The sequence below is a fragment of the Nocardiopsis sp. FIRDI 009 genome (assembly GCF_003386285.1).
In the GTDB taxonomy this organism is placed as follows: Bacteria; Actinomycetota; Actinomycetes; order Streptosporangiales; family Streptosporangiaceae; genus Nocardiopsis.
In genome coordinates, this window is record NZ_QPNC01000003.1 from 1 (window position 1) to 17,338 (window position 17,338).

Below are 17,338 nucleotides of genomic sequence, written 5' to 3' on the forward strand. Positions count from 1 at the left end.
ACTGCCACTACCGCAGACAGGCAGCCCAAGAATCATGACAAAACGGATCTACAACTGGAGTACAGGATGCCCGGTGATTCCCGACCTCCGCGCCTGGCCATCGCCGCGCTCGACAATCCCTCCTGCCCGGACGAGGTACGCACTCACCTCCTCAGTGAGGTCGACGATGGGCTGCTGGCCCTCCTGGGCTGGGCGCAGGCGGGCGGTCCGCTCCCTCGGGCCGTGGTAGACGAGCTGCGGAGCAGGTGTGAGCACGTCCCCGCGATGGTCCCCGAACTGTTGGACGCCCCCACCGCGGCCCAGAGGGTCCTCAGTTTCACGCCCCTGAACGACGAGGTATTCCGGGCCGCCCTAGAGCTGCTTCCCAAAGCACCTGATCGAAGCGGACGTGAAGGGGAGAGCATCGACCTGAGGTTGTCCCGCATCGAGGCCGCTCACTCGGCGTGGAACACCATGTGGCACCGAACCCTTGCTTCCCAGCCCGAGCGACACCGGGAGATCCTGGACTGGGCCACCGGGACGGCGGCGGAACAGCGCGTCCGGAATGCGCTCCTCAGCGATCTTCCCTGGGACGTGGAACCGGAGTTGCTCACCGAACTCGCCGAGTACGACCTGCAGCGCCTCCCCGCTGTGCTACTGAGTGCGCGGGCCGCTCGAATGCGACTCGACGGCTCCACAACTGATGAGGTACGAGAGCGGCTCGCCGCAGAGATCTCCGAGCACGGCGAGAAGCGGCTGCACCTGTTGGACCTGGCGCTCGAAGACGACCAGTTCTATGTGCGGATGGTGCTCGATGAGCCAGTGAACTGGGTCGAGCAGCGCGTCACCAAGAACTGGAAGCACATCCTCCACCCGAACGAAGCCACCGATCGGTTCGGACGCCACCGTACCTGGCGTACCTCTGCCGAGACACTAACGGAGCTCGGGCGGCGGTTCGCGACTGCCGCAGTGCAGGTCATCCCCTACTGGCAGGAGGCCTATGACAGGTCCAGCGAGAGGCCTGACAGCCTCCGCTGGCTGCGGGAGACTCTGACCCGTTTTCCTGGGATCACGCCCGAGCTTCGTACTAGCGTCCGCCCAATCATCCGCGCTGCGCAGGCACCCTTCCGAGCGGATGGCCAACCGTGGAACCGCCGCCCGGAGCCCGCCCCCACGGATCGGCTGCGGGAGGATCTGTCCGCGATCAGGGAGTTGCTGGCCGAACCGGACGAACCGTCGGAACTTGAAGAGACACCGCTCGGCACGCCCGATCGGGTGAGCCGCCAGGACCTGGCTCGCCTGCCCACAGACGAGCTCAACCGGTACTTGGACTCCCATCCCGGTGACGACGCCTTGGTGGAGAAGGCCCTGCTCTCGCTCGCCGGTGCGACCTTCAACGGAAGGAAGATCTTCTCTGATGTTCTGGAACGCCACGCAGAGCCCGAGGCTGCGCTGCTTCGGTTGACATGGGATCTACGCCGCCGCCTGGGCGGCGGACCCCACCTGAGGCACGGGTGGGCGGAACTGGTCCTGTCACTGCCCGACGTGCGCGACGAGGTGGTGCGTGCCCTGCCACTCTGGTCCGCTCTCCGTGTTCGTGGAGGCCACTACCGCGAAGGACACCCGGCTGTCGCGTCGGTCGTCCGCGAGGCCCTCGGCTCGAATGTCACAGCGTGGAAGAGGTTCGCTGCCAACCCCGGGGCGAACAGCGGTGACAACGCCTGGCTGAGGCTCGGGGATGTCCTCGACACAGCCGTAGTGGGAACCGCCTGGCCGACGGCACCGCCCAAGCGGTAGATCCTGCGGGGAACACGGGAGGGCTCGCTTTCGAACGCTCGTCGGGTGGTGGCATCGGTCGCGCACTCGCGCATCGCCATCGACGAATCCGAGCCCAGTCGGCACCGCTGAGAATCGAAAAATTCCAGGACACGAATATTCGGGGTATTCCTGGACTCGGGCGCGGCGCATGCGTAGATTACGGAGCGCAACCCCCTATCGCGGAGGTACGACCGTGGACATGGTCCAGATCGCCGGTGACTGCAAGGGCGACGACTGCCCCAAGGTGTTCACCACTGACAGGAACTCGATCGTGGTCCAGGGCGACCTGGTCACGAGCCTGGACAGCCCTGACGGCGAGGCCGTTGTCGAGATTCCCCGGAGGGTGTGGGAGGAGGCCGCCCGTGCGCTTGGAAGGTGACGCCTGGCGCGAGTTCTTCGACGCCTTCAAGGACTACGCGTTCCGGTTGGAGACCCTGCCGGTCTACGGGGTCGCCTCCGAGGACGAGGAGTTCCGGCGCTTCCTGGCTGGCGAGCCGCGACCGGACGAGGAACTGGCGGACTCCCCGTGGCTGCACCGGGTCCGGAGGTTCACAGCGACCGGGCGCAAGGTGGAGCGTGTCCATGTCGTGACGCCGCCGCTGTCGGACTACCTGCGCTACGAGATGGAGTGGGGGTACGACTTCAACATCCTGGCGGGCGAGGACGTGCGGATCCTCGAAACCGACTCCCCGGCGGACCTTCCGTTCCCGGCGCACGAGGACTTCTGGCTCTTCGACGACGAGCACGTCGTCCTCATGCGGTACGAGGACGATGGCACGCAGATCGACCGGATCCTTCTCGAAGGCGCGGATGTCGGAGACTACATCTCCCGCAGGGACGCTGCGCTCCGGATGGGGATCCCCTACGAGCAGTACAGGGCACGACTGAACACATAGTGCTGGAACCGGAGAGCATCGACGGGCGCCGCGGAGAACTGTCCGAGGCGCTCCGTCGTGTGCGTAAGAGAGCGGGATTCACCGGCGAACGACTCGCCTCGCGCGTCGGAATGAGCCAGAGCAAGATATCGAAGATCGAAACCGGGAAGACGGTTCCCACGGCGTTCGATGTCGAACGGATCCTGCGCGTATTGAAGGCCACGCCGGAAGAAGTGGAGGAGATCTCCGCTCTGGCGCGCGTAGCCAACACGCAGTACCAGAACTGGCGCTCCTCACTGCGGCGCGGGCTGCACCACAAACAGGCGGAGTTGGCGACTCTCGAAGCCACCTCGACGACCTTTCGCTACTTCCTCCCGGCCATGATCACGGGACTGCTCCAGACGCCGGAGTACGCCCGAGCGAGCCTGGCGAGTCTGCCCGGGGACCACACGCGTGCCCTGATGAAGCGGTTCGAGCGCCAGTCCGTCCTGTACGACACTGGCAAGGACTTCACCTTTCTCCTGACCGAGCAGGCGCTCAGGTGGCCCCTGTGTCCACGCAGTGAGATGTCGGTGCAGTTGGAACGGATCGCCGCTCTGGCGGAGCTTCCCAACGTCCGGGTGGGGGTTCTTCCTCTGGAACGGGGGCCGGTTCCGGAGGGGCCGCTGTCCACGTTCACCGTCTACGACCAGTCCTTGGCGACGGTCGAGACGTTCACCGGGGCCCTCCTCATCCGGTCCGCGCAGGACGTCGCCCTCTACGCGGAGACCTTCCGCCTCTTCGAAGAACACGCACTGTTCGGCGCGGAGGCCCGAGACTTCATCCGGCGCGCAGCGGAAGCGTTTCGTGAATAACCTCTGATGAGTCCGAACCAGGCCCGGTCGCCTTCCCGTTTCGGTTCCTCGCTTGATTTTATTCAATAACGGGAAACCCGTGGATTCTCCTTCCGTGCGTATCTAGGATCTGAGCGAGTTCGTTGATATCAGTGGGAGGAGAATTCTGGTGGCCATGGATGTGGTCGAAATCGACGGCCTTCGCCTCCGATGCGTCATCGGCTGCACGGACGAGGAGCGCCGCGACCGCAGCGACGTCGTGATCGGGCTCCGGATCGGCGCGGACGCACGGAACGCGGGACGCAGCGACGTCTTGGCGGACGCCTGGAACTACCGGACCCCGACCAAGGGCGTGATCCGGGTGGTGGAGGGCCGGACCTGGTTCACGGTGGAGGCGTTGGCGACGGAGATCGCCAGGGTCCTCGTCACAGAACACGACGCCCCACACGTCAGGGTCAGGGTCCACAAGCCCGGAGCCCTCAGGTTCGCCGACAGTGTCGGCGTGGTGATCGAGCGGACCCCCGCCGACTTCGCCCCCGAGAAGCACTGGGCGGAGGCGGTACCCGCATGAGTCTCCACAGTTCAGCACTCCAAGCACCGAACGGTACTCCGCGCTCTTCCCTCCCGGACATCGGAACCGCTGAGCGCGCCGCGACCGGGATGCTGCGAGCGCTCGGTGTCGACCTGTCCACCGAGTCCACGGAGAACACCCCGGCACGCATGGTGAAGGCCTATGTCGAGCTGCTCACCCCGCGCGACTTCGACCTGACCACCTTCCCCAACGACGAGGGCTATGAGGAGCTCCTCATCCAGCGGGACATCTCCTTCGTCAGTATCTGCGAACACCACGCCCTGCCCTTCACCGGGCAGGCCACCGTCGGCTATCTGCCGGGGGAGAGGATCGTGGGACTGTCGAAGCTCGCGCGCGTGGTCGAGCACTGGGCGCGGCGCCCACAGGTCCAGGAACGTCTGACGAAACAGATCAGCCAGTGGCTGGACGAGCGGCTCAGCCCGCGCGGCGTCGGTGTGGTCCTGCGTGCCGAACACACCTGCATGACCCTTCGCGGGGTTCAGGCGCCCGGCACCTCCACCGTGACGTCCTCCCTGCGGGGTCTGCTCCTGGAGGACGATCGAACGCGCGGTGAGTTCTTCGCGTTGGGCGGTGCCTCGCGATGACAGTGCCCAACCCGATTTCGGCTGTGGTGGGGATCGGTTCCAACATCCGGCCTGAACGGCATGTCCCGGCCGTGTACGCGCTTCTCGAACAGAGGTTCCACGTCACCGCGTCGTCGCCCGTGTACCGTTCCCCGGCTGTGGGGATGCCACCGGGAACCGGGGACTTCCTCAACCTCGCCGTCGAACTGGAGTGGTCCGGGTCCCTCTTCGAACTCAAGGGGGCGTTGGAATCGGTCGAGGATCTGATGGGACGTCGTCGGTCGGACACGTCCGCATGGGTGTCACGAACCGTCGACCTGGACATCCTGACCGCAGGTGACCTGAGCGGGTCCGTCGGAGCGTTCGAGGTTCCGCACCCGGACATCGAGGTCTTCGCACACACGGCGGTTCCCCTGACGGATCTGGCGGGTGAGCGCATCCACCCCCGCCTCGGAGTGTCCTACGGCGAGATAGCCGCGGGGTTGGACACCTCGGCCCTGGTGCGGATCGGCGCCCTGACCGAAGACGGGAACGGCTGATGCGCGCAAAGGGCTGTGCCGTGGCCATCGTCTGCGTCCCCTGTCGGCGCCGTCACGGCTTCTTCGTCCCGTCCTCCGAACTGGTACTCGCCTCCCTCGACGGCGACGAACAGCGGCATCCGGCCTTCGGCCTAGCCGAACTGCTGCGTTCGGACGAGTTCGTCGCCGAGCTGCGACGGCGGGAAGCCAATGAACTGGTGGTCATCGTGGACGACCTCGCCGTGGCCAGGAGCTGGATGCTCCCGCCACAAGCACCCTCCGTGGCGGAACTGTGGCCGGCGCTTCGCCCGAATCTCGAAGCGCTCTTCGCCGGAGGTGCGATCCCGTGTCGCGTCGTGCTCTGGTCCGAGCTGCTAGCCGAGGGGCGCGAGGCCTTCGAGGCCGAGGTGACGGCCGCCGCGCGCCGGTTCCAGTGCGCCGTTGCCAGGCCGGGTGGCAGCCGGATCAGAGCCGCCATGGGCGAGGAGCTGCGCAGGCGTCGACGCTTCGAGCGTGGGACCGGTCGCGGCCACGGAGAGAACCTGATCCGGGAACGCGCGGCCATGCAGGTCGCCAACTACGCGGTCCAGGGACGTCTCATGGCCGACTGGGGTGTCGTCGCCTATGTGCCGTGGACTGAGGACGAGATCCGCCTCATGTCCCTGCTGGAACCAGGGTTCCCCGCGCGCGTCACACCCACGGGGTACGGCGGACGTCCTTCCCGGAGTGATCCGCTGGAGGCCTTCCCCGAAGGACTCACCGACCTGCGGACCGAACTCCGGCTCTACGTGGCGGATCTGCCCGGCACTCCGGGTGCGGTCCGTCCCGGACTCGTGGCGCCTCTCCTTGACGCCGTGGCCGCCCTCGTGACCCCTGGAACACGGTCCGGGGCCGTGCGCCGTATCAAGGCGTTCAACCGGGTTCTGCTCGGCGGTGCGTTGAACCGCAGGAGGACCGAGCAGCTTCTGGACACGGCGCGCCGGACGGAGCCGAGACCCGGTTGGAGACTGGAACAGACGGTGAAGAAGCTGTTCTGCCATCTGACCTCCCGCTATACCGACGAGGAGTGCCGCCGAGAACACCAGCGCCACACCCGGACCGTTCAGGAACTGGCCGGACGGCTCCCCGAGCACGCTCGTACCCGCATAGCCCTGGCACTGACCGGTTCCCTGCCGCTGGCCCCGGAGGGGATGTGGCACCCCTATTTCAGTGACATCGACGTCATGCCCCTCTTCCCAAGCCCGCCCGACGCGGCGGTGCTGGAGGCGGTGCGTTCGGCCTACGCCGCTACAGCGCGTCCCGTATGGCTGCACCTGAACGAGGGCGCCAGGGAAGGGGTCGCCGGTCTCACCCACGACCCGGTACAGGGCCTGTTCGCCGCGGACCGCCTTCACACACTCAACGACGACGAGTTCGGCAAGCTCTCCCGACTGGTCGCCCCCATGCGGCACGTCGGAGGGTCGCCGCGGGTCTTCCACGAGTTCGTCAGCGCCTATACGGAGCAAGCCGCCGCAAGGGAAGGCAACCGGGATGTCCCGTGACCCTCGATGCGCTCTGATCACCGGAGCTGGTCGGCGCGTTGGCGCATACCTGGCCCGCAGTCTCGCCAGACGTGGCTACGCCCTCCACCTCCATGCGCGGACGAGCGCACTGGGCCCTCTCGCCTTCGAACTCCGTGAGGAGTTCGGCACGCCTGTCTTCACACACCACCTGGACCTGGAGGACACGGTACGGGTCCAGGACTGGGCACGGGACCTGAGAGACACGCGTTTCCCGCCGACCCTGCTGGTCAACAACGCCTCCCCTTTCCCATCAGGCCACTCGGTGACGGAGATCGAACACCTCGAACGAGGACTGCGCGTCCATCTCCTCGCACCCACTCTGCTCCTCGACGTCCTGTCCCGAAACGGCGGGCACGTCGTGAACATGCTCGACGCACGCCTACCGCTCACTGATGGGCTCCGGCCCGGCTACGAGCTGTCGAAACACGCACTGGCCGCACTCACCCTGATGGCGGCCAAACGCCTCGCCCCACGGGTGCGCGTCAACGCCATCGCCCCCGGACTGCTCCTGCCCCCACCGGGACACGACGCCGAGGCACTCGGCGTTCTCGCCCGGCGACGAGGACCACTGCGCCGCCCCGCGCACCTGGAGGACGTCGCCTCGGCCCTGTTCTTCCTCGAAGGTGCCGCATCGGTCACCGGACAGGTGATCCACGTGGACGCGGGCGAGCACCTCGGAGCCCCGTTATACGAGTGATCAGGCACAACGCGCATGACACACTTGACCAAACCCCGGGCTCCCAGGCCCGGGAACCAAGAACAGGAAACGGAGTCACCGTGGTAGGGGACATCGGAGAGGACCTCGGACAGCGCGTCGTCGCTGCCGTCGGTGCCGCGTTCGACGTAGCGTGCACGATCGAGGACGCCGTGGTCCGACCCTCCCAGCGAGAGGGTGTGGACTACCAGGTCAACGCCGCTATGGCGCTGGCCAAGCGACTCCGACGCCCCTCCCGCGAGGTCGCCGAGGCCATCGTCGCCCACCTCGATCTGGGTGACATGGCCGAGAACGTGGAGGTGGCCGGGCCGGGGTTCATCAACATCACCCTGTCCACGTCCTGGCTCGGAGAACACGTCGCCCGGCTCGCGGCCGATCCCCGCCTCGGCTACGTACCGGCCACCAGCCCCCAGCGGGTCATCATCGACTACTCCTCGCCCAACATGGCCAAGGAGATGCACGTCGGTCACCTGCGGTCCACCATCATCGGTGACAGCCTGGTGCGACTCATGGAGTTCGCCGGACACGAGGTCATCCGGCAGAACCACATCGGCGACTGGGGGACGCCGTTCGGCATGCTGGTCGAGCACCTCATCGACGAGGGTCTGGCCGAGCGCGAGTTCAGCATCGGTGACCTGAACGTCTTCTACCAGCAGGCGCGAACCAAGTTCGACGCCGACGAGGACTTCGCTGAACGCGCCCGCGCCCGTGTGGTCGCCCTCCAGGCCGGAGACCCCGCCACGCTGGAGCTGTGGGACCGGCTGCTCACCGAGTCCAAGCACCACATCGAGGCCGTCTACGAGCTGCTCGGCGTCCGCCTGACCCCGGACGACTACAAGGGCGAGAGCACCTACCAGCCCTGGTTGAACGACGTTGCCGACGAGCTGGTCCGGCGCGGCATCGCCGAGGACAGCGACGGCGCCCTGTGCGTGTTCCTTGACGGGTTCACCGGCCGCGACGACCAGCCGGTGCCGCTCATCGTGCGCAAGCGCGATGGGGGATTCGGTTACGACGCCACCGATCTGGCCACGATCCGCTACCGGGCCCAGGACCTCAAGGGCGACCACCTCATCTACGTGGTGGGTGCCCCGCAGGCCCTGCACTTCGCGATGATCTTCGCGGCTGCCCGTAAGGCCGACTGGGTCAGCCCGGAGACCACGACGACGCATGTGGGGTTCGGCAGCGTCCTGGGCGAGGACGGCCGGATGCTGCGCACCCGCGCCGGTGCCTCGCTCAAGCTCACCGATCTGCTCGATGAGGCCGTAGAGCGCGCGGGCGCCATGGTGGCCGACCGGACCGACCTGCCCGAGCAGGAACGGGACGACATCGCCCGTGCTGTGGGCATCGGCGCGGTGAAGTACGCTGACCTGTCCTCGGACCGGGAGAAGGACTACGTCTTCGACTGGGACCGGATGCTGGCCATGGACGGCAACACCGCCGTCTACCTCCAGTACGCGCTCGCGCGCATCCGCTCGATCGTGCGCCGCGCGGGCGAGACCCCCTCGCTCGGATCGTCAGTAATGCTGACGGAGCGGGCCGAACGCGATCTGGCCCTGCGCCTGGCCCGTTTCCCGGACGCGGTGCAGACGACCATCGCCCACCTCCAGCCGCACCGGATGCCCACGTACCTGTTCGACCTCGCGACCACGTTCAGTTCCTTCTACGAGAACTGCCCCGTGCTCAAGTCCGAGGGGCGGGTGCGCGAGTCACGTCTCGCTCTGGCGGCACACACCGCGGCCGTTCTGGAGCGGGGGCTCGATCTGCTCGGCATCACCGCCCCCGAGCGACTGTAGAAAGCCGTCCCGGGGCGGCGAATCCTTGTATGGGACCCGCCCCGGCCACCCATGGGTCGTCTAAAAGACCACGACCAGGCAGCCCCTTCGGTTCCGGTGCCGTGGCCGGACCCGAGCGCCTCTAGTCTCGGGACATGGCTTCTGATCCCACGGAATCCTTCGCCCGCCCGAGGGTCGCCGCTGGCGCCCTGTTCTTCGATCACCTCGGTCGGGTGATGATGGTGGTCCCCTCCTACAAGGACTACCTGGATATCCCTGGCGGCTACATCGAGCACGGGGAGACCCCGACCCAGGCCGTGGCTCGTGAGGTGAAGGAGGAACTGGGGATCACTCCGCCGATCGGACGACTCCTCGTCGTCGACTGGGCGCCCAACCCCTCCGAAGGCGACAAGCAGCTCTTCGTCTTCGACGGGGGCGTGCTCGACCAGGACTGGCTGGACCAGATCGTCCTCGACCCAGCCGAGCTGACCGGATACGAGTTCCATGACGTGGCCTCGATCGCGGAGGTGACGATCCCCCGGATCGCGCGCAGGATCACCCATGGCACTCGCGCCCGTGGGGAGGGCACGACGGTCTACCTGGAGAACGGCGAGGCGGTCTCGTAAACGCCTACTCGCTGGCGGAGTGGAGCGTGGTGACGAAGGCGCGCCATTCGGTGCCGCTGAAGGTGAGGTGTCCCGACCCGCGGTTCTGGGTGTCGCGGACGTCTGCTCCGATGCTGTGCTCGCGGACCTCGACGCACTCGTTGGTCCCACCGCTGTAGCTGCTCTTGTGCCAGTCACTCATAGTCGATCGCCTTCATCTCGTCGTGGATGGCTTGCAGTGTCTCCTGCGGGTCTCTGGAGGCCCCTTGTAGAGCAGTGAACACCATACGGCTCCGGCTGATGTCTGCTGAGCCGGAGATGATACGGCCCTCCTCGGCCGATTCCATGTACACCACTTCGGGTTCGTCCGCAGTGGTGATGATGCGCCTTGGCCCCGATGTTCCCGCGTGCCGTGGAGCCCGGACCGGGAGCATCTGCACGGTGATCCGTTCACGTTCGATCTGATGGGACACATACGCCAACTGGTCCCGCTGCACTTGTGGGGATCCGTAGCGGCGCCAGAGTACGCTCTGGTCGATGATCAGCCAGATCATCGGGGCCACGGCTTCGGCCATGCGCTTGGCACGGTCGCTCCTCTCCTTGGCGAGGGCGAGGACCTGTTCATGGGAAAGCCACGGCGCTCCGTATCGGATGAGCGCGTAGGAGTAGTCCTGGGTCTGGAGGTAACCCGGGAACACCAGGGGCTGGTACTCGAACAGGGCGTCGGCGGCGTGGGTGCGCTTGGTGACCTCGTGCAGCCACACCTGACGGCCGGAGCCCGTCAGCTCCTCCCAGAGCTGCTCCAGCCTGCCGTCGCTCTCCAGGATCTCGTCCAGGAACTTCCGGAGCCACGGCCGCGCCATCGCCCGGCCGTTCTCGATGTCGGACACGTGCGAGTCGCTGATCGTGGTGCCGCGCTGGCTGACCCGCCGGGCCAGGGCCTGTTGGGTGAGCTCGGCTTCCGTGCGCAGCCTGCGCAGTTCCCGTCCGAAGGCCTTGAGGGCGCGTTCGTCTGTGTGCATGGGGCCATGTGACCACAAAGAGTCACCCCTGGTGGGGGATTCCACAGAATTCCAGAGTCCCGTGGAAGATTCGGGAACTCTCCGTGCAGCCTTCACCGGGCAATCGTCCCGGCCACATCCTTTTCGCGCGGGCTCTCCCACGGCGGCCAAAGCGACAGCGAAAGGACCCGGTGGAAAACCATGGCTTCAGTCCAGCCGACGATCGATCTGCCCAGGCGCATCGCTCACATGAACCCCGATGTGAGCGGCCTGGTGTGCGGCTCCGACCCCGAGCATGTGCAGACCGCGCGCCGATGGGCCACGCGTGCCATCAGGGCGACGCCTTCGGTGGCCCAACCCCTGGTCGTGTCGCTGGCCGAACTGCACGCCAACGCCCTGAGGCACACCGCCTCGGGGCTTCCGGGCGGCCGGGTGAGGATCGAGCTCGAGCGGCGCCGCTGCCTGTTCCTGCTTCGCGTCACCGACGACGGTCCTGGACCGGGCGCGAAGGTCACCGTTCCCGAAGTCGTCACTACGGCCGGTCCGGCGGATCGGGGAGCCTTCTTGGTGGAAGGCGGTTACGGGTTGGCGCTGGTGGACGCGATGGCCCTGTACTGGGACTTCACCGGCGAGCGGGGCGGGCCTTTGACGGTTCGTGCTGCTTTCGACCGGTCCGGGCGCACTCGCCTGCCGTGGTGATTCTGGGTCCGGTGATGTTTCCGAGCCACAGGTATTGAAGAACCTCGTTCACCCAAGCCACCATCAACCACCCTAGCGAAACCGGCACCGTTTTCGCTGGCATTGGGAACTTTGTTCCTTTTGTGCGGTGTGGGTGAAAAGTGCAGTTCCGGGGCGTGTGCCCTCGGGACCAATGACACCCACCTGCCCCGCAGGGCACGAATTGGAAGAAGACGTGGAGGTGCCCCGGAGCGGTGTTAGCGGCACCGAGCCGGGGCGTGATCAACCACCTGAGCAAGCAGGAGGATGACCGTGCAACACACTACCGGCCGTCACCGCAGGCGGCAGCGAACCCTCGCGGGCCAGCTCTGGGCCCTTGCCACAGCGACGGTGGCCGCGATGCTGACGTTCGTGTTCGTCCCCGACCCACCCAAGCGCGACAGGGCCGCGACCTCTCCGGCACCTGAACGCCCCCAGCCACCTGCTCCGGCCGTCTCGGCGACCGCGTCCGAACCGAGCACCTTGGCGCGGCGGGTGGCGTCGGTCGAAGAGGTGGCTGCGTACTGGGAACACGACGACCACATGGAGCAGTTCGACGCCGCGCCTGAGACCGACCCGGAGGAGGAGTGGGGTGCCCTCGTCCGCCCCTACATGCCCCCGCCACCCCAGATCCGGACGCCGGTTCCCACTCCCCACGTTCCTGAGGGTGACCTGTTGGCCGCCCCGCCGCAGCGGGCTTCGGACGATCTGGCCGATCTGGCCGCGGTGGTCCGGACTTATCTCAACACGGTTGGTTGAGCGGTTCGGACCGGGATGAGGGTGGTGTCGCTTCAGCGGCACCACCCGCCTACTTCATGGGTGGGCGTGATCGCAGGAACGCCCACGCGCGCCTGGATCTCCGAGGGCGGAGATTCGGGTGCTCGGTGTCGCATCCGCGCCTTGCCCGTCTCCATAGGGAGGTGGAAGGCAAAGGAAGGGCGACGACCCCTGGAGGGCGTGCGTGAACGAGTACGAGCAGACACTGTCGAGGTTGGCTCCCCGGATCACCGACCGGGACCGGCAGATCCTGGTGGGCCTGTGGGAGCACCAGGTGATGACCACCCACCACCTGCACCGCATCTACTTCCCTCATGCCGGACCCCGCCGGGCCCGCTCCCGGCTGCTGACCCTGTTCCGGTACGGGTTGCTCAATCGGTTTCGCCGCCACGCACACGACCGCAACGCCCCCGACCACTGGATCCTGTCCCCGACCGGAGCGGTGCTGGTCGCCCTGTACCAGGACAAGGAGCCCGAGGAGCTGAACTTCCGCTCCGACCGGGCCCTGGCGTTGGCCCACTCGCCCCGCCTGGACCACATCCTCGGTCTGGCTGAGACCCGTGCCCTGTTCCTCGAAGATGCCCGTGAGGTGGGCGCTGATCTGCTCCGGTGGAGGTCGGAGCGCGAGTGCAAGGAGAGGTGGGGCCGCTACGTCCGCCCGGACGCTCTCGTGCGCTGGGAGGAGGGCGAGGTGGTCCTGGACGCGTTCGTGGAGTACGACACCGGTACCGAACCCCTCACCCAGCTCAAGCGGAAGATGCCGGGGTATGCGCTCCTGGCCCAGGCCAGCAAGTTGCCGTCGATCGTGCTGTTCGTGGTCCACTCCGACCGGCGCGAGGACAACGCGGCGCGCACGCTCGCCTCCGCCTGCACCGGCACGGTGGGGGTGTACCTGACCACCCACCACCGTCTGGCGGTGGAGGGGGCGGGCGCGCCGATCTGGCGGCTGGCGCACTGCCGTGACCGGGTGGAGCTGTGCGATATCCCCAATGCGTATCCCCGCGAGGAGAAAGGCAATTCCTCGTCCTGGTAGAGAGGTAGGGATTCCCGTTTGTGGCCGCTGGGAAAAGCGGACCTGCGTGCGGTGGCAGCGAGAAGAGGGAGGGATGGTTGGCGCTGCTCGGTGAAGCTTCGGCGGGCGGTCGTGATCCTGGTGGAGAGCTGCCGGTAAGTGGGCCTGTGACTCCGCCTGTGACTGGGCCGGTAAGTGGGCCGTTACCGCGTCCGCCGTGGCCTCCGTCTGGCGCTCCCGCCTTGGGTGGACCACCCCCGGCGGTGGGTTCAGTGCAGGTCGAACGGTCTGTGGGGTGGTCCACCGGCCGCCGCGGCTGTATACCCAAGTGGGTAGTCCTCTTCACGTAGGGCGCGCGGCGCCCGGGGCGTGCGGGGGCGGGCCCGCCCCCGCACACCCACCCCACGAGGGTCTCACTATCCCCACCCACCCGCCCCTCCTACCCTTTCTTGTTCACCACATCATCCATTTATTGACGCACCTCCGCGGCTCGGGTTGGTGCGGTCAAGATCGCGCAGCCAGGCGAGAGTCATGGCGGCGCGTGTTTTCTTCTCGCGCCGCTTTTTCTTGGTTGCCGTGAACTGCTTCGCGGCTCGTCGGGCGAGCACTGGCGGCGCCGCGTGATCGCCACCTCGTGATCGCAGTTCGGGTGTCGCATCTGCGGTGGGGCCGTCTTCCTAGGAGGTCGTCAGAGGGGAAGCGACGACGGATCCGGACGGATCATGAAAGGGCGGACATGGGGGATGCGAATCGGCAGACGCCGCTGGTGGGCCACGTAGCGGCGGGGACACCGCGCCCGCGCCCACTACGCCGGGGCGGCGTGTCGGGGGCGGACGGGCGGTTTGGTGGCCCCGTACGCCCCGACCCGCGCGACGGGGGCTGGCAGGCGTATGCCGCGTGTTGGGGAATGGACCCGAACCTGTGGTTCCCGGCCCAGGGCGGGTCGGTGCGCGCGGCCAAGCGGGTGTGCCGGGTGTGTCCGGTCCAGGTCAACTGTCTGGCCGAGGCGATCAAGCGCGGCGAACTCTACGGGGTGTGGGGCGGCGCCTCGGAGGACGAGCGACGCCAGATCCGCACCGCCAGTCGTGACGAGCGCGGGGGAGGTGTGCGTGGTGGGGGACGAGCGGCCTGACAACGATCACGAAGACGGGGCGCTGGAGCGGTTGTTGACGATCCCTCAGGCGGCGCGGGTGCTGGCGGTACCGGAGTCGTGGTTGCGTGAGCGGGTCCGGTTGCGGCGGGTGCCGCATCGCAGGCTCGGCAAGCACGTCCGCTTCACCACCGCCGACCTGGAGCAGATCGTGGAACGAGCCGCTCACCAGGTCGCTCCCGCACGGCGAACCTTCCAAGGGCGCCCGTACAAGAGATAGGGAGAAGGAGCAGCGGGCCGGTGGGGCGGGAGTGTGCGCCCGCCCCACCGGCCCTTCTGGCCCTAGACCTCTCGGTCAGGAGATGAGCCGCAGGCGCTTGCCGCCGTCCGGATCCAGGTGGGGTGCCGGGGCGGTGGGTGGTCCGTCGATGGCTTCGATGATGGCGTCGTCGATGTCGGTGACCAGGTGCCCGTACCGGTCCATGGTGGTGGTGATCGACTTGTGTCCGAGCCTGCGTTGGATCTTGAACACGTGCACGTCCTTGTCGATCAGCCACGCCACGTGGGTGTGGCGCAGGTCGTGGATGCGCGGCTTCTTGGCCAGGCCGCGCTCTTGGGCCTTCTTCACGGCAGGGACCCAGCGTCGTGAGTAGAAGGAGGAGTGTCGCCACCACGCTCCCGTGTTGGTGGTGAACACGAAGTCCTCGGCGTCCTTGCCCTTCAATCGTGCCTGGATGAGGTTGATGGTGCCGGGCGAGAGCGGGACGCGCCTGCGGGAGTTGCGGGTCTTGGGCGGGCCGAGCTTGAAGGTGTTGTCGCTCTGGCGCTTCCACGCCCTGCGTACGTCCAGGTAGCCGCGTACGGTCGCGGTCCCGTCGGCACCGACCGCTCGGGTGATGGTGATGTCGCGGACCTGGAGGGCGACCAGTTCGCTGTAGCGCAGACCGGTGCGCACGAACACCTCCAGCATGTCGCGCACGTCGGCGTGGGCGGCGTCGCGCAGGATCTGGAACTCCTCGCGGGTGAGGAAGCACATCTCCTGGTCGCCCTCGCCGTCGTCCACGCGGGGTAGGCGGGTGCGGGCGGCGGGGTTGGAGTGGCGTAGCGGCGGGTCCTCGCGGACGGCGGCCTCGCAGATGGTGAACAGCAGCGCGTGCAGGTTCTGGATCGACTTCGGGGCGAGCGGAGGCCGTAGCCATCCGTTCTTCTGTCCGCGTTTGGCGCCCTTCTTGCTGCCCTTGCCGTTGTTGGGGTTGACGGGGGTCCTGGGGTCGGGGATTCCGGCCTGGAGGTGGTTGACCCAGGCCCTCACGTCCTTGGGCTTGAGCTGAGAGGTGTCGCGCAGGTTCACCTTCCCGAAGTGGGGGAGTAGGTGGCGGTCGAGGTCGCGGTGGTAGTCGGCGCGGGTGCGTTCGTCGATGCCGGACATGGAGTCGATCAGTTCGCGGGCGAAGTCGGCGAACAGCACTGGTTCCTCTTCGGGATCATCGTCCTCCTCGATCTTGACCCACCCGTGGCCGGGGACCCACCCCTGCGCCCACCCTTGGCGGGGGATCCAGTTCTCCGGCCACTGGTGGCCCGCTGCCTCGACGTGGAGTTTGAAGGTGTAGGCGTCGGCGTGGACGTTGAACGGTTCGGACTGGGGTGCACCGTCACGGGTGCCGCCAAGCCGCCATTTCACCCAGTACCGGATGCGGCCGCTGGCCAGTTTTCGCTGGTTGATGGTTGCCATGCGTGGACCATCGCTTGGGTGGGGCCGGAAGCGAAGGGAATCGGCGGAAGATCTTGGAGAACCTTCGCCCCGGGCGCCGCGGTGGGCGATCCATCCGCGTTTGCCCTGGTTGCCGGGCTCACGCGGCCGGTCCGTGCACCCGCGTGCACCCCGGCCGGAGGTGTGTATGACGGGATGGGCGGAGCACACCCACCGGCCCGATCCCGGCCCCGTGCACCCGCTGGTGCACCCCCAACGCGAAGACGGCCCCTGGTGTGCGAAGCGTTATCGCACGTCAGAGGCCGTCTTTCGAACGGAGCGGATGACGGGAATCGAACCCGCGTTATCAGCTTGGGAAGCTGAAGTTCTACCATTGAACTACATCCGCTTGCTCCCGCCGGTGATCCTCACTGGCTGGCAACGAACGCTATCCTAGCCCAACTCCGGGGTCGGTGGGCAACTCGCCGCCGGATCGGGTCGCCGTACGAGGTCGCCCCCGCCGCGTTCTCCCAGGCGGTAGGTTCGGAGCGTGCTGCTCTCCGATCGCGATATCAGGTCCGAAATCGACGCCGGGCGGGTCAGGATCGACCCCTTCGACCCCGGTCTCGTCCAACCCTCCAGCATCGACGTCCGGCTGGACCGGTACTTCCGGGTGTTCGAGAACCACAAGTACCCCCACATCGATCCCTCGGTCGAGCAGCCGGACCTCACCCGGCTGGTCGAGACCGACGGCGACGAGGCGTTCGTCCTCCACCCGGGCGAGTTCGTGCTGGCCTCCACCTACGAGGTCGTCTCCCTCCCCGACGACATCGCCAGCCGTCTGGAGGGCAAGAGCTCCCTCGGCCGCCTCGGTCTGCTCACCCACTCCACGGCCGGGTTCATCGACCCCGGTTTCTCCGGGCACGTCACCCTGGAGCTGTCCAACGTCGCCACCCTGCCGATCAAGCTCTACCCGGGTATGAAGATCGGCCAGCTGTGCATGTTCCGGCTCTCCTCGGCCGCGGAGCATCCCTACGGCTCCGCCCGGTACGGCTCCCGCTACCAGGGTCAGCGCGGTCCGACGCCCTCGCGCTCACACCAGAACTTCATCCGCACCCCGATCCCCGCCGAATCCGACTGACCGGATGCGGCCACTCCCGTCGGGGGTGTTGACGGTATGGTCAGGGTTGGACACGTTCCGTGGGGTGGTGTAACCGTT

At 67.2% G+C, this 17,338-nt stretch carries 20 protein-coding genes and 1 tRNA gene; 17 read left to right on the top strand and 4 right to left on the bottom strand.

The genetic code is table 11. The features are described 5' to 3' along the window. The 11 genes from DVR05_RS01980 to DVR05_RS02030 all read left to right on the top strand — a co-directional run. Positions 1-1,776 (top strand): hypothetical protein (locus DVR05_RS01980; RefSeq protein ID WP_232831930.1); only part of this gene is annotated, 1,776 nt, incomplete at its 5' end. 220 nt (positions 1,777-1,996) lie between these two features. Beyond that, positions 1,997-2,176: a hypothetical protein gene (locus DVR05_RS01985; protein ID WP_232831941.1), complete on the top strand. Its 180-nt coding sequence runs from the start codon at positions 1,997-1,999 to the stop codon at positions 2,174-2,176. Further along, positions 2,160-2,693 carry a DUF6879 family protein gene (locus tag DVR05_RS01990; protein WP_116244069.1) on the top strand — a complete coding sequence of 178 codons (534 nt, stop codon included), beginning with the start codon at positions 2,160-2,162 and terminating at the stop codon, positions 2,691-2,693. Before DVR05_RS01985 ends, DVR05_RS01990 begins: the two co-directional genes overlap by 17 nt. Further along, positions 2,693-3,526 (top strand): helix-turn-helix transcriptional regulator, encoded by an 834-nt coding sequence (locus DVR05_RS01995; RefSeq protein WP_198658998.1) that lies wholly within the window; start codon positions 2,693-2,695, stop codon positions 3,524-3,526. Before DVR05_RS01990 ends, DVR05_RS01995 begins: the two co-directional genes overlap by 1 nt. A 154-nt stretch (positions 3,527-3,680) precedes the next feature. After that, positions 3,681-4,076, top strand: a complete 396-nt coding sequence (locus DVR05_RS02000) for a dihydroneopterin aldolase (RefSeq protein ID WP_232831931.1) — start codon at positions 3,681-3,683, stop codon at positions 4,074-4,076. Then, the gene (gene folE, locus DVR05_RS02005) at positions 4,073-4,681 is read left to right on the top strand and encodes a GTP cyclohydrolase I FolE (protein WP_116244071.1); all 609 of its coding nucleotides are present in this window, start codon (positions 4,073-4,075) and stop codon (positions 4,679-4,681) included. Before DVR05_RS02000 ends, folE begins: the two co-directional genes overlap by 4 nt. Next, positions 4,678-5,199 (top strand): 2-amino-4-hydroxy-6-hydroxymethyldihydropteridine diphosphokinase, encoded by a 522-nt coding sequence (gene folK / locus DVR05_RS02010; protein WP_116244072.1) that lies wholly within the window; start codon positions 4,678-4,680, stop codon positions 5,197-5,199. Before folE ends, folK begins: the two co-directional genes overlap by 4 nt. Beyond that, positions 5,199-6,719, top strand: coding sequence for a hypothetical protein (locus DVR05_RS02015; RefSeq protein ID WP_157982376.1), 1,521 nt, complete (start codon positions 5,199-5,201; stop codon positions 6,717-6,719). The genes folK and DVR05_RS02015 overlap by 1 nt, the downstream gene beginning before the upstream one ends. Further along, on the top strand, positions 6,709-7,437 hold the full coding sequence (locus DVR05_RS02020) for an SDR family oxidoreductase (protein WP_116244074.1): 729 nt from the start codon (positions 6,709-6,711) through the stop codon (positions 7,435-7,437). Before DVR05_RS02015 ends, DVR05_RS02020 begins: the two co-directional genes overlap by 11 nt. An 80-nt stretch (positions 7,438-7,517) precedes the next feature. After that, positions 7,518-9,248: an arginine--tRNA ligase gene (gene argS / locus DVR05_RS02025; protein WP_116244075.1), complete on the top strand. Its 1,731-nt coding sequence runs from the start codon at positions 7,518-7,520 to the stop codon at positions 9,246-9,248. 134 nt (positions 9,249-9,382) lie between these two features. Beyond that, on the top strand, positions 9,383-9,853 hold the full coding sequence (locus tag DVR05_RS02030) for an NUDIX hydrolase (protein WP_116244076.1): 471 nt from the start codon (positions 9,383-9,385) through the stop codon (positions 9,851-9,853). Between the two features lie 4 nt (positions 9,854-9,857). Here DVR05_RS02030 and DVR05_RS02035 read toward each other — a convergent pair whose 3' ends face one another. Both DVR05_RS02035 and DVR05_RS02040 read right to left on the bottom strand, forming a co-directional pair. Next, positions 9,858-10,034 (bottom strand): DUF397 domain-containing protein, encoded by a 177-nt coding sequence (locus DVR05_RS02035; protein ID WP_116244077.1) that lies wholly within the window; start codon positions 10,032-10,034, stop codon positions 9,858-9,860. After that, positions 10,027-10,854, bottom strand: a complete 828-nt coding sequence (locus DVR05_RS02040; protein WP_116244078.1) for a helix-turn-helix transcriptional regulator — start codon at positions 10,852-10,854, stop codon at positions 10,027-10,029. Before DVR05_RS02040 ends, DVR05_RS02035 begins: the two co-directional genes overlap by 8 nt. Before the next feature lie 180 nt (positions 10,855-11,034). Here DVR05_RS02040 and DVR05_RS02045 point away from each other — a divergent pair, with 180 nt between their 5' ends. The 5 genes from DVR05_RS02045 (at position 11,035) to DVR05_RS02065 (ending at position 14,709) form a co-directional block, all read left to right on the top strand. Next, entirely contained in the window at positions 11,035-11,532 is a 498-nt protein-coding gene (locus tag DVR05_RS02045; protein WP_116244079.1) for an ATP-binding protein, read from the top strand. Positions 11,533-11,817: 285 nt separating this feature from the next. Next, positions 11,818-12,309, top strand: coding sequence for a hypothetical protein (locus DVR05_RS02050; protein WP_116244080.1), 492 nt, complete (start codon positions 11,818-11,820; stop codon positions 12,307-12,309). A gap of 202 nt (positions 12,310-12,511) precedes the next feature. Continuing rightward, positions 12,512-13,360, top strand: a complete 849-nt coding sequence (locus DVR05_RS02055) for a replication-relaxation family protein (RefSeq protein WP_116244081.1) — start codon at positions 12,512-12,514, stop codon at positions 13,358-13,360. Positions 13,361-14,075: 715 nt separating this feature from the next. Further along, positions 14,076-14,471 (top strand): WhiB family transcriptional regulator, encoded by a 396-nt coding sequence (locus DVR05_RS27700; RefSeq protein WP_116244082.1) that lies wholly within the window; start codon positions 14,076-14,078, stop codon positions 14,469-14,471. A 34-nt stretch (positions 14,472-14,505) separates the two neighbouring features. Continuing rightward, positions 14,506-14,709, top strand: coding sequence for a helix-turn-helix domain-containing protein (locus DVR05_RS02065; protein ID WP_232831934.1), 204 nt, complete (start codon positions 14,506-14,508; stop codon positions 14,707-14,709). 75 nt (positions 14,710-14,784) lie between these two features. On the opposite strand, the gene DVR05_RS02070 is transcribed toward DVR05_RS02065, so the two are convergent. Then, positions 14,785-16,161: a site-specific integrase gene (locus tag DVR05_RS02070; protein WP_116244083.1), complete on the bottom strand. Its 1,377-nt coding sequence runs from the start codon at positions 16,159-16,161 to the stop codon at positions 14,785-14,787. A gap of 296 nt (positions 16,162-16,457) precedes the next feature. Then, positions 16,458-16,528 (bottom strand) — tRNA-Gly (locus DVR05_RS02075). Between the two features lie 141 nt (positions 16,529-16,669). Between DVR05_RS02075 and dcd the strand changes: the two genes are divergently transcribed. Further along, complete coding sequence (gene dcd, locus DVR05_RS02080) at positions 16,670-17,260, top strand: dCTP deaminase (RefSeq protein WP_116244084.1); 591 nt, start codon at positions 16,670-16,672, stop codon at positions 17,258-17,260. The last annotated feature ends 78 nt before the right edge of the window (positions 17,261-17,338 follow it).

Excerpts from the sequence above, each read along its gene's own strand:
- DVR05_RS01985 (WP_232831941.1), top strand. The coding sequence starts at position 1,997 with ATGGTCCAGATCGCCGGTGACTGCAAGGGCGACGACTGCCCCAAGGTG.
- DVR05_RS02000 (WP_232831931.1), top strand. The coding sequence starts at position 3,681 with ATGGATGTGGTCGAAATCGACGGCCTTCGCCTCCGATGCGTCATCGGC.
- folE (WP_116244071.1), top strand. The coding sequence starts at position 4,073 with ATGAGTCTCCACAGTTCAGCACTCCAAGCACCGAACGGTACTCCGCGC.
- folK (WP_116244072.1), top strand. The coding sequence starts at position 4,678 with ATGACAGTGCCCAACCCGATTTCGGCTGTGGTGGGGATCGGTTCCAAC.
- DVR05_RS02015 (WP_157982376.1), top strand. The coding sequence starts at position 5,199 with ATGCGCGCAAAGGGCTGTGCCGTGGCCATCGTCTGCGTCCCCTGTCGG.
- DVR05_RS02020 (WP_116244074.1), top strand. The coding sequence starts at position 6,709 with ATGTCCCGTGACCCTCGATGCGCTCTGATCACCGGAGCTGGTCGGCGC.
- DVR05_RS02030 (WP_116244076.1), top strand. The coding sequence starts at position 9,383 with ATGGCTTCTGATCCCACGGAATCCTTCGCCCGCCCGAGGGTCGCCGCT.
- DVR05_RS02035 (WP_116244077.1), bottom strand. The coding sequence starts at position 10,034 with ATGAGTGACTGGCACAAGAGCAGCTACAGCGGTGGGACCAACGAGTGC.
- DVR05_RS02040 (WP_116244078.1), bottom strand. The coding sequence starts at position 10,854 with ATGCACACAGACGAACGCGCCCTCAAGGCCTTCGGACGGGAACTGCGC.
- DVR05_RS02045 (WP_116244079.1), top strand. The coding sequence starts at position 11,035 with ATGGCTTCAGTCCAGCCGACGATCGATCTGCCCAGGCGCATCGCTCAC.
- DVR05_RS02050 (WP_116244080.1), top strand. The coding sequence starts at position 11,818 with ATGACCGTGCAACACACTACCGGCCGTCACCGCAGGCGGCAGCGAACC.
- DVR05_RS27700 (WP_116244082.1), top strand. The coding sequence starts at position 14,076 with ATGGGGGATGCGAATCGGCAGACGCCGCTGGTGGGCCACGTAGCGGCG.
- DVR05_RS02070 (WP_116244083.1), bottom strand. The coding sequence starts at position 16,161 with ATGGCAACCATCAACCAGCGAAAACTGGCCAGCGGCCGCATCCGGTAC.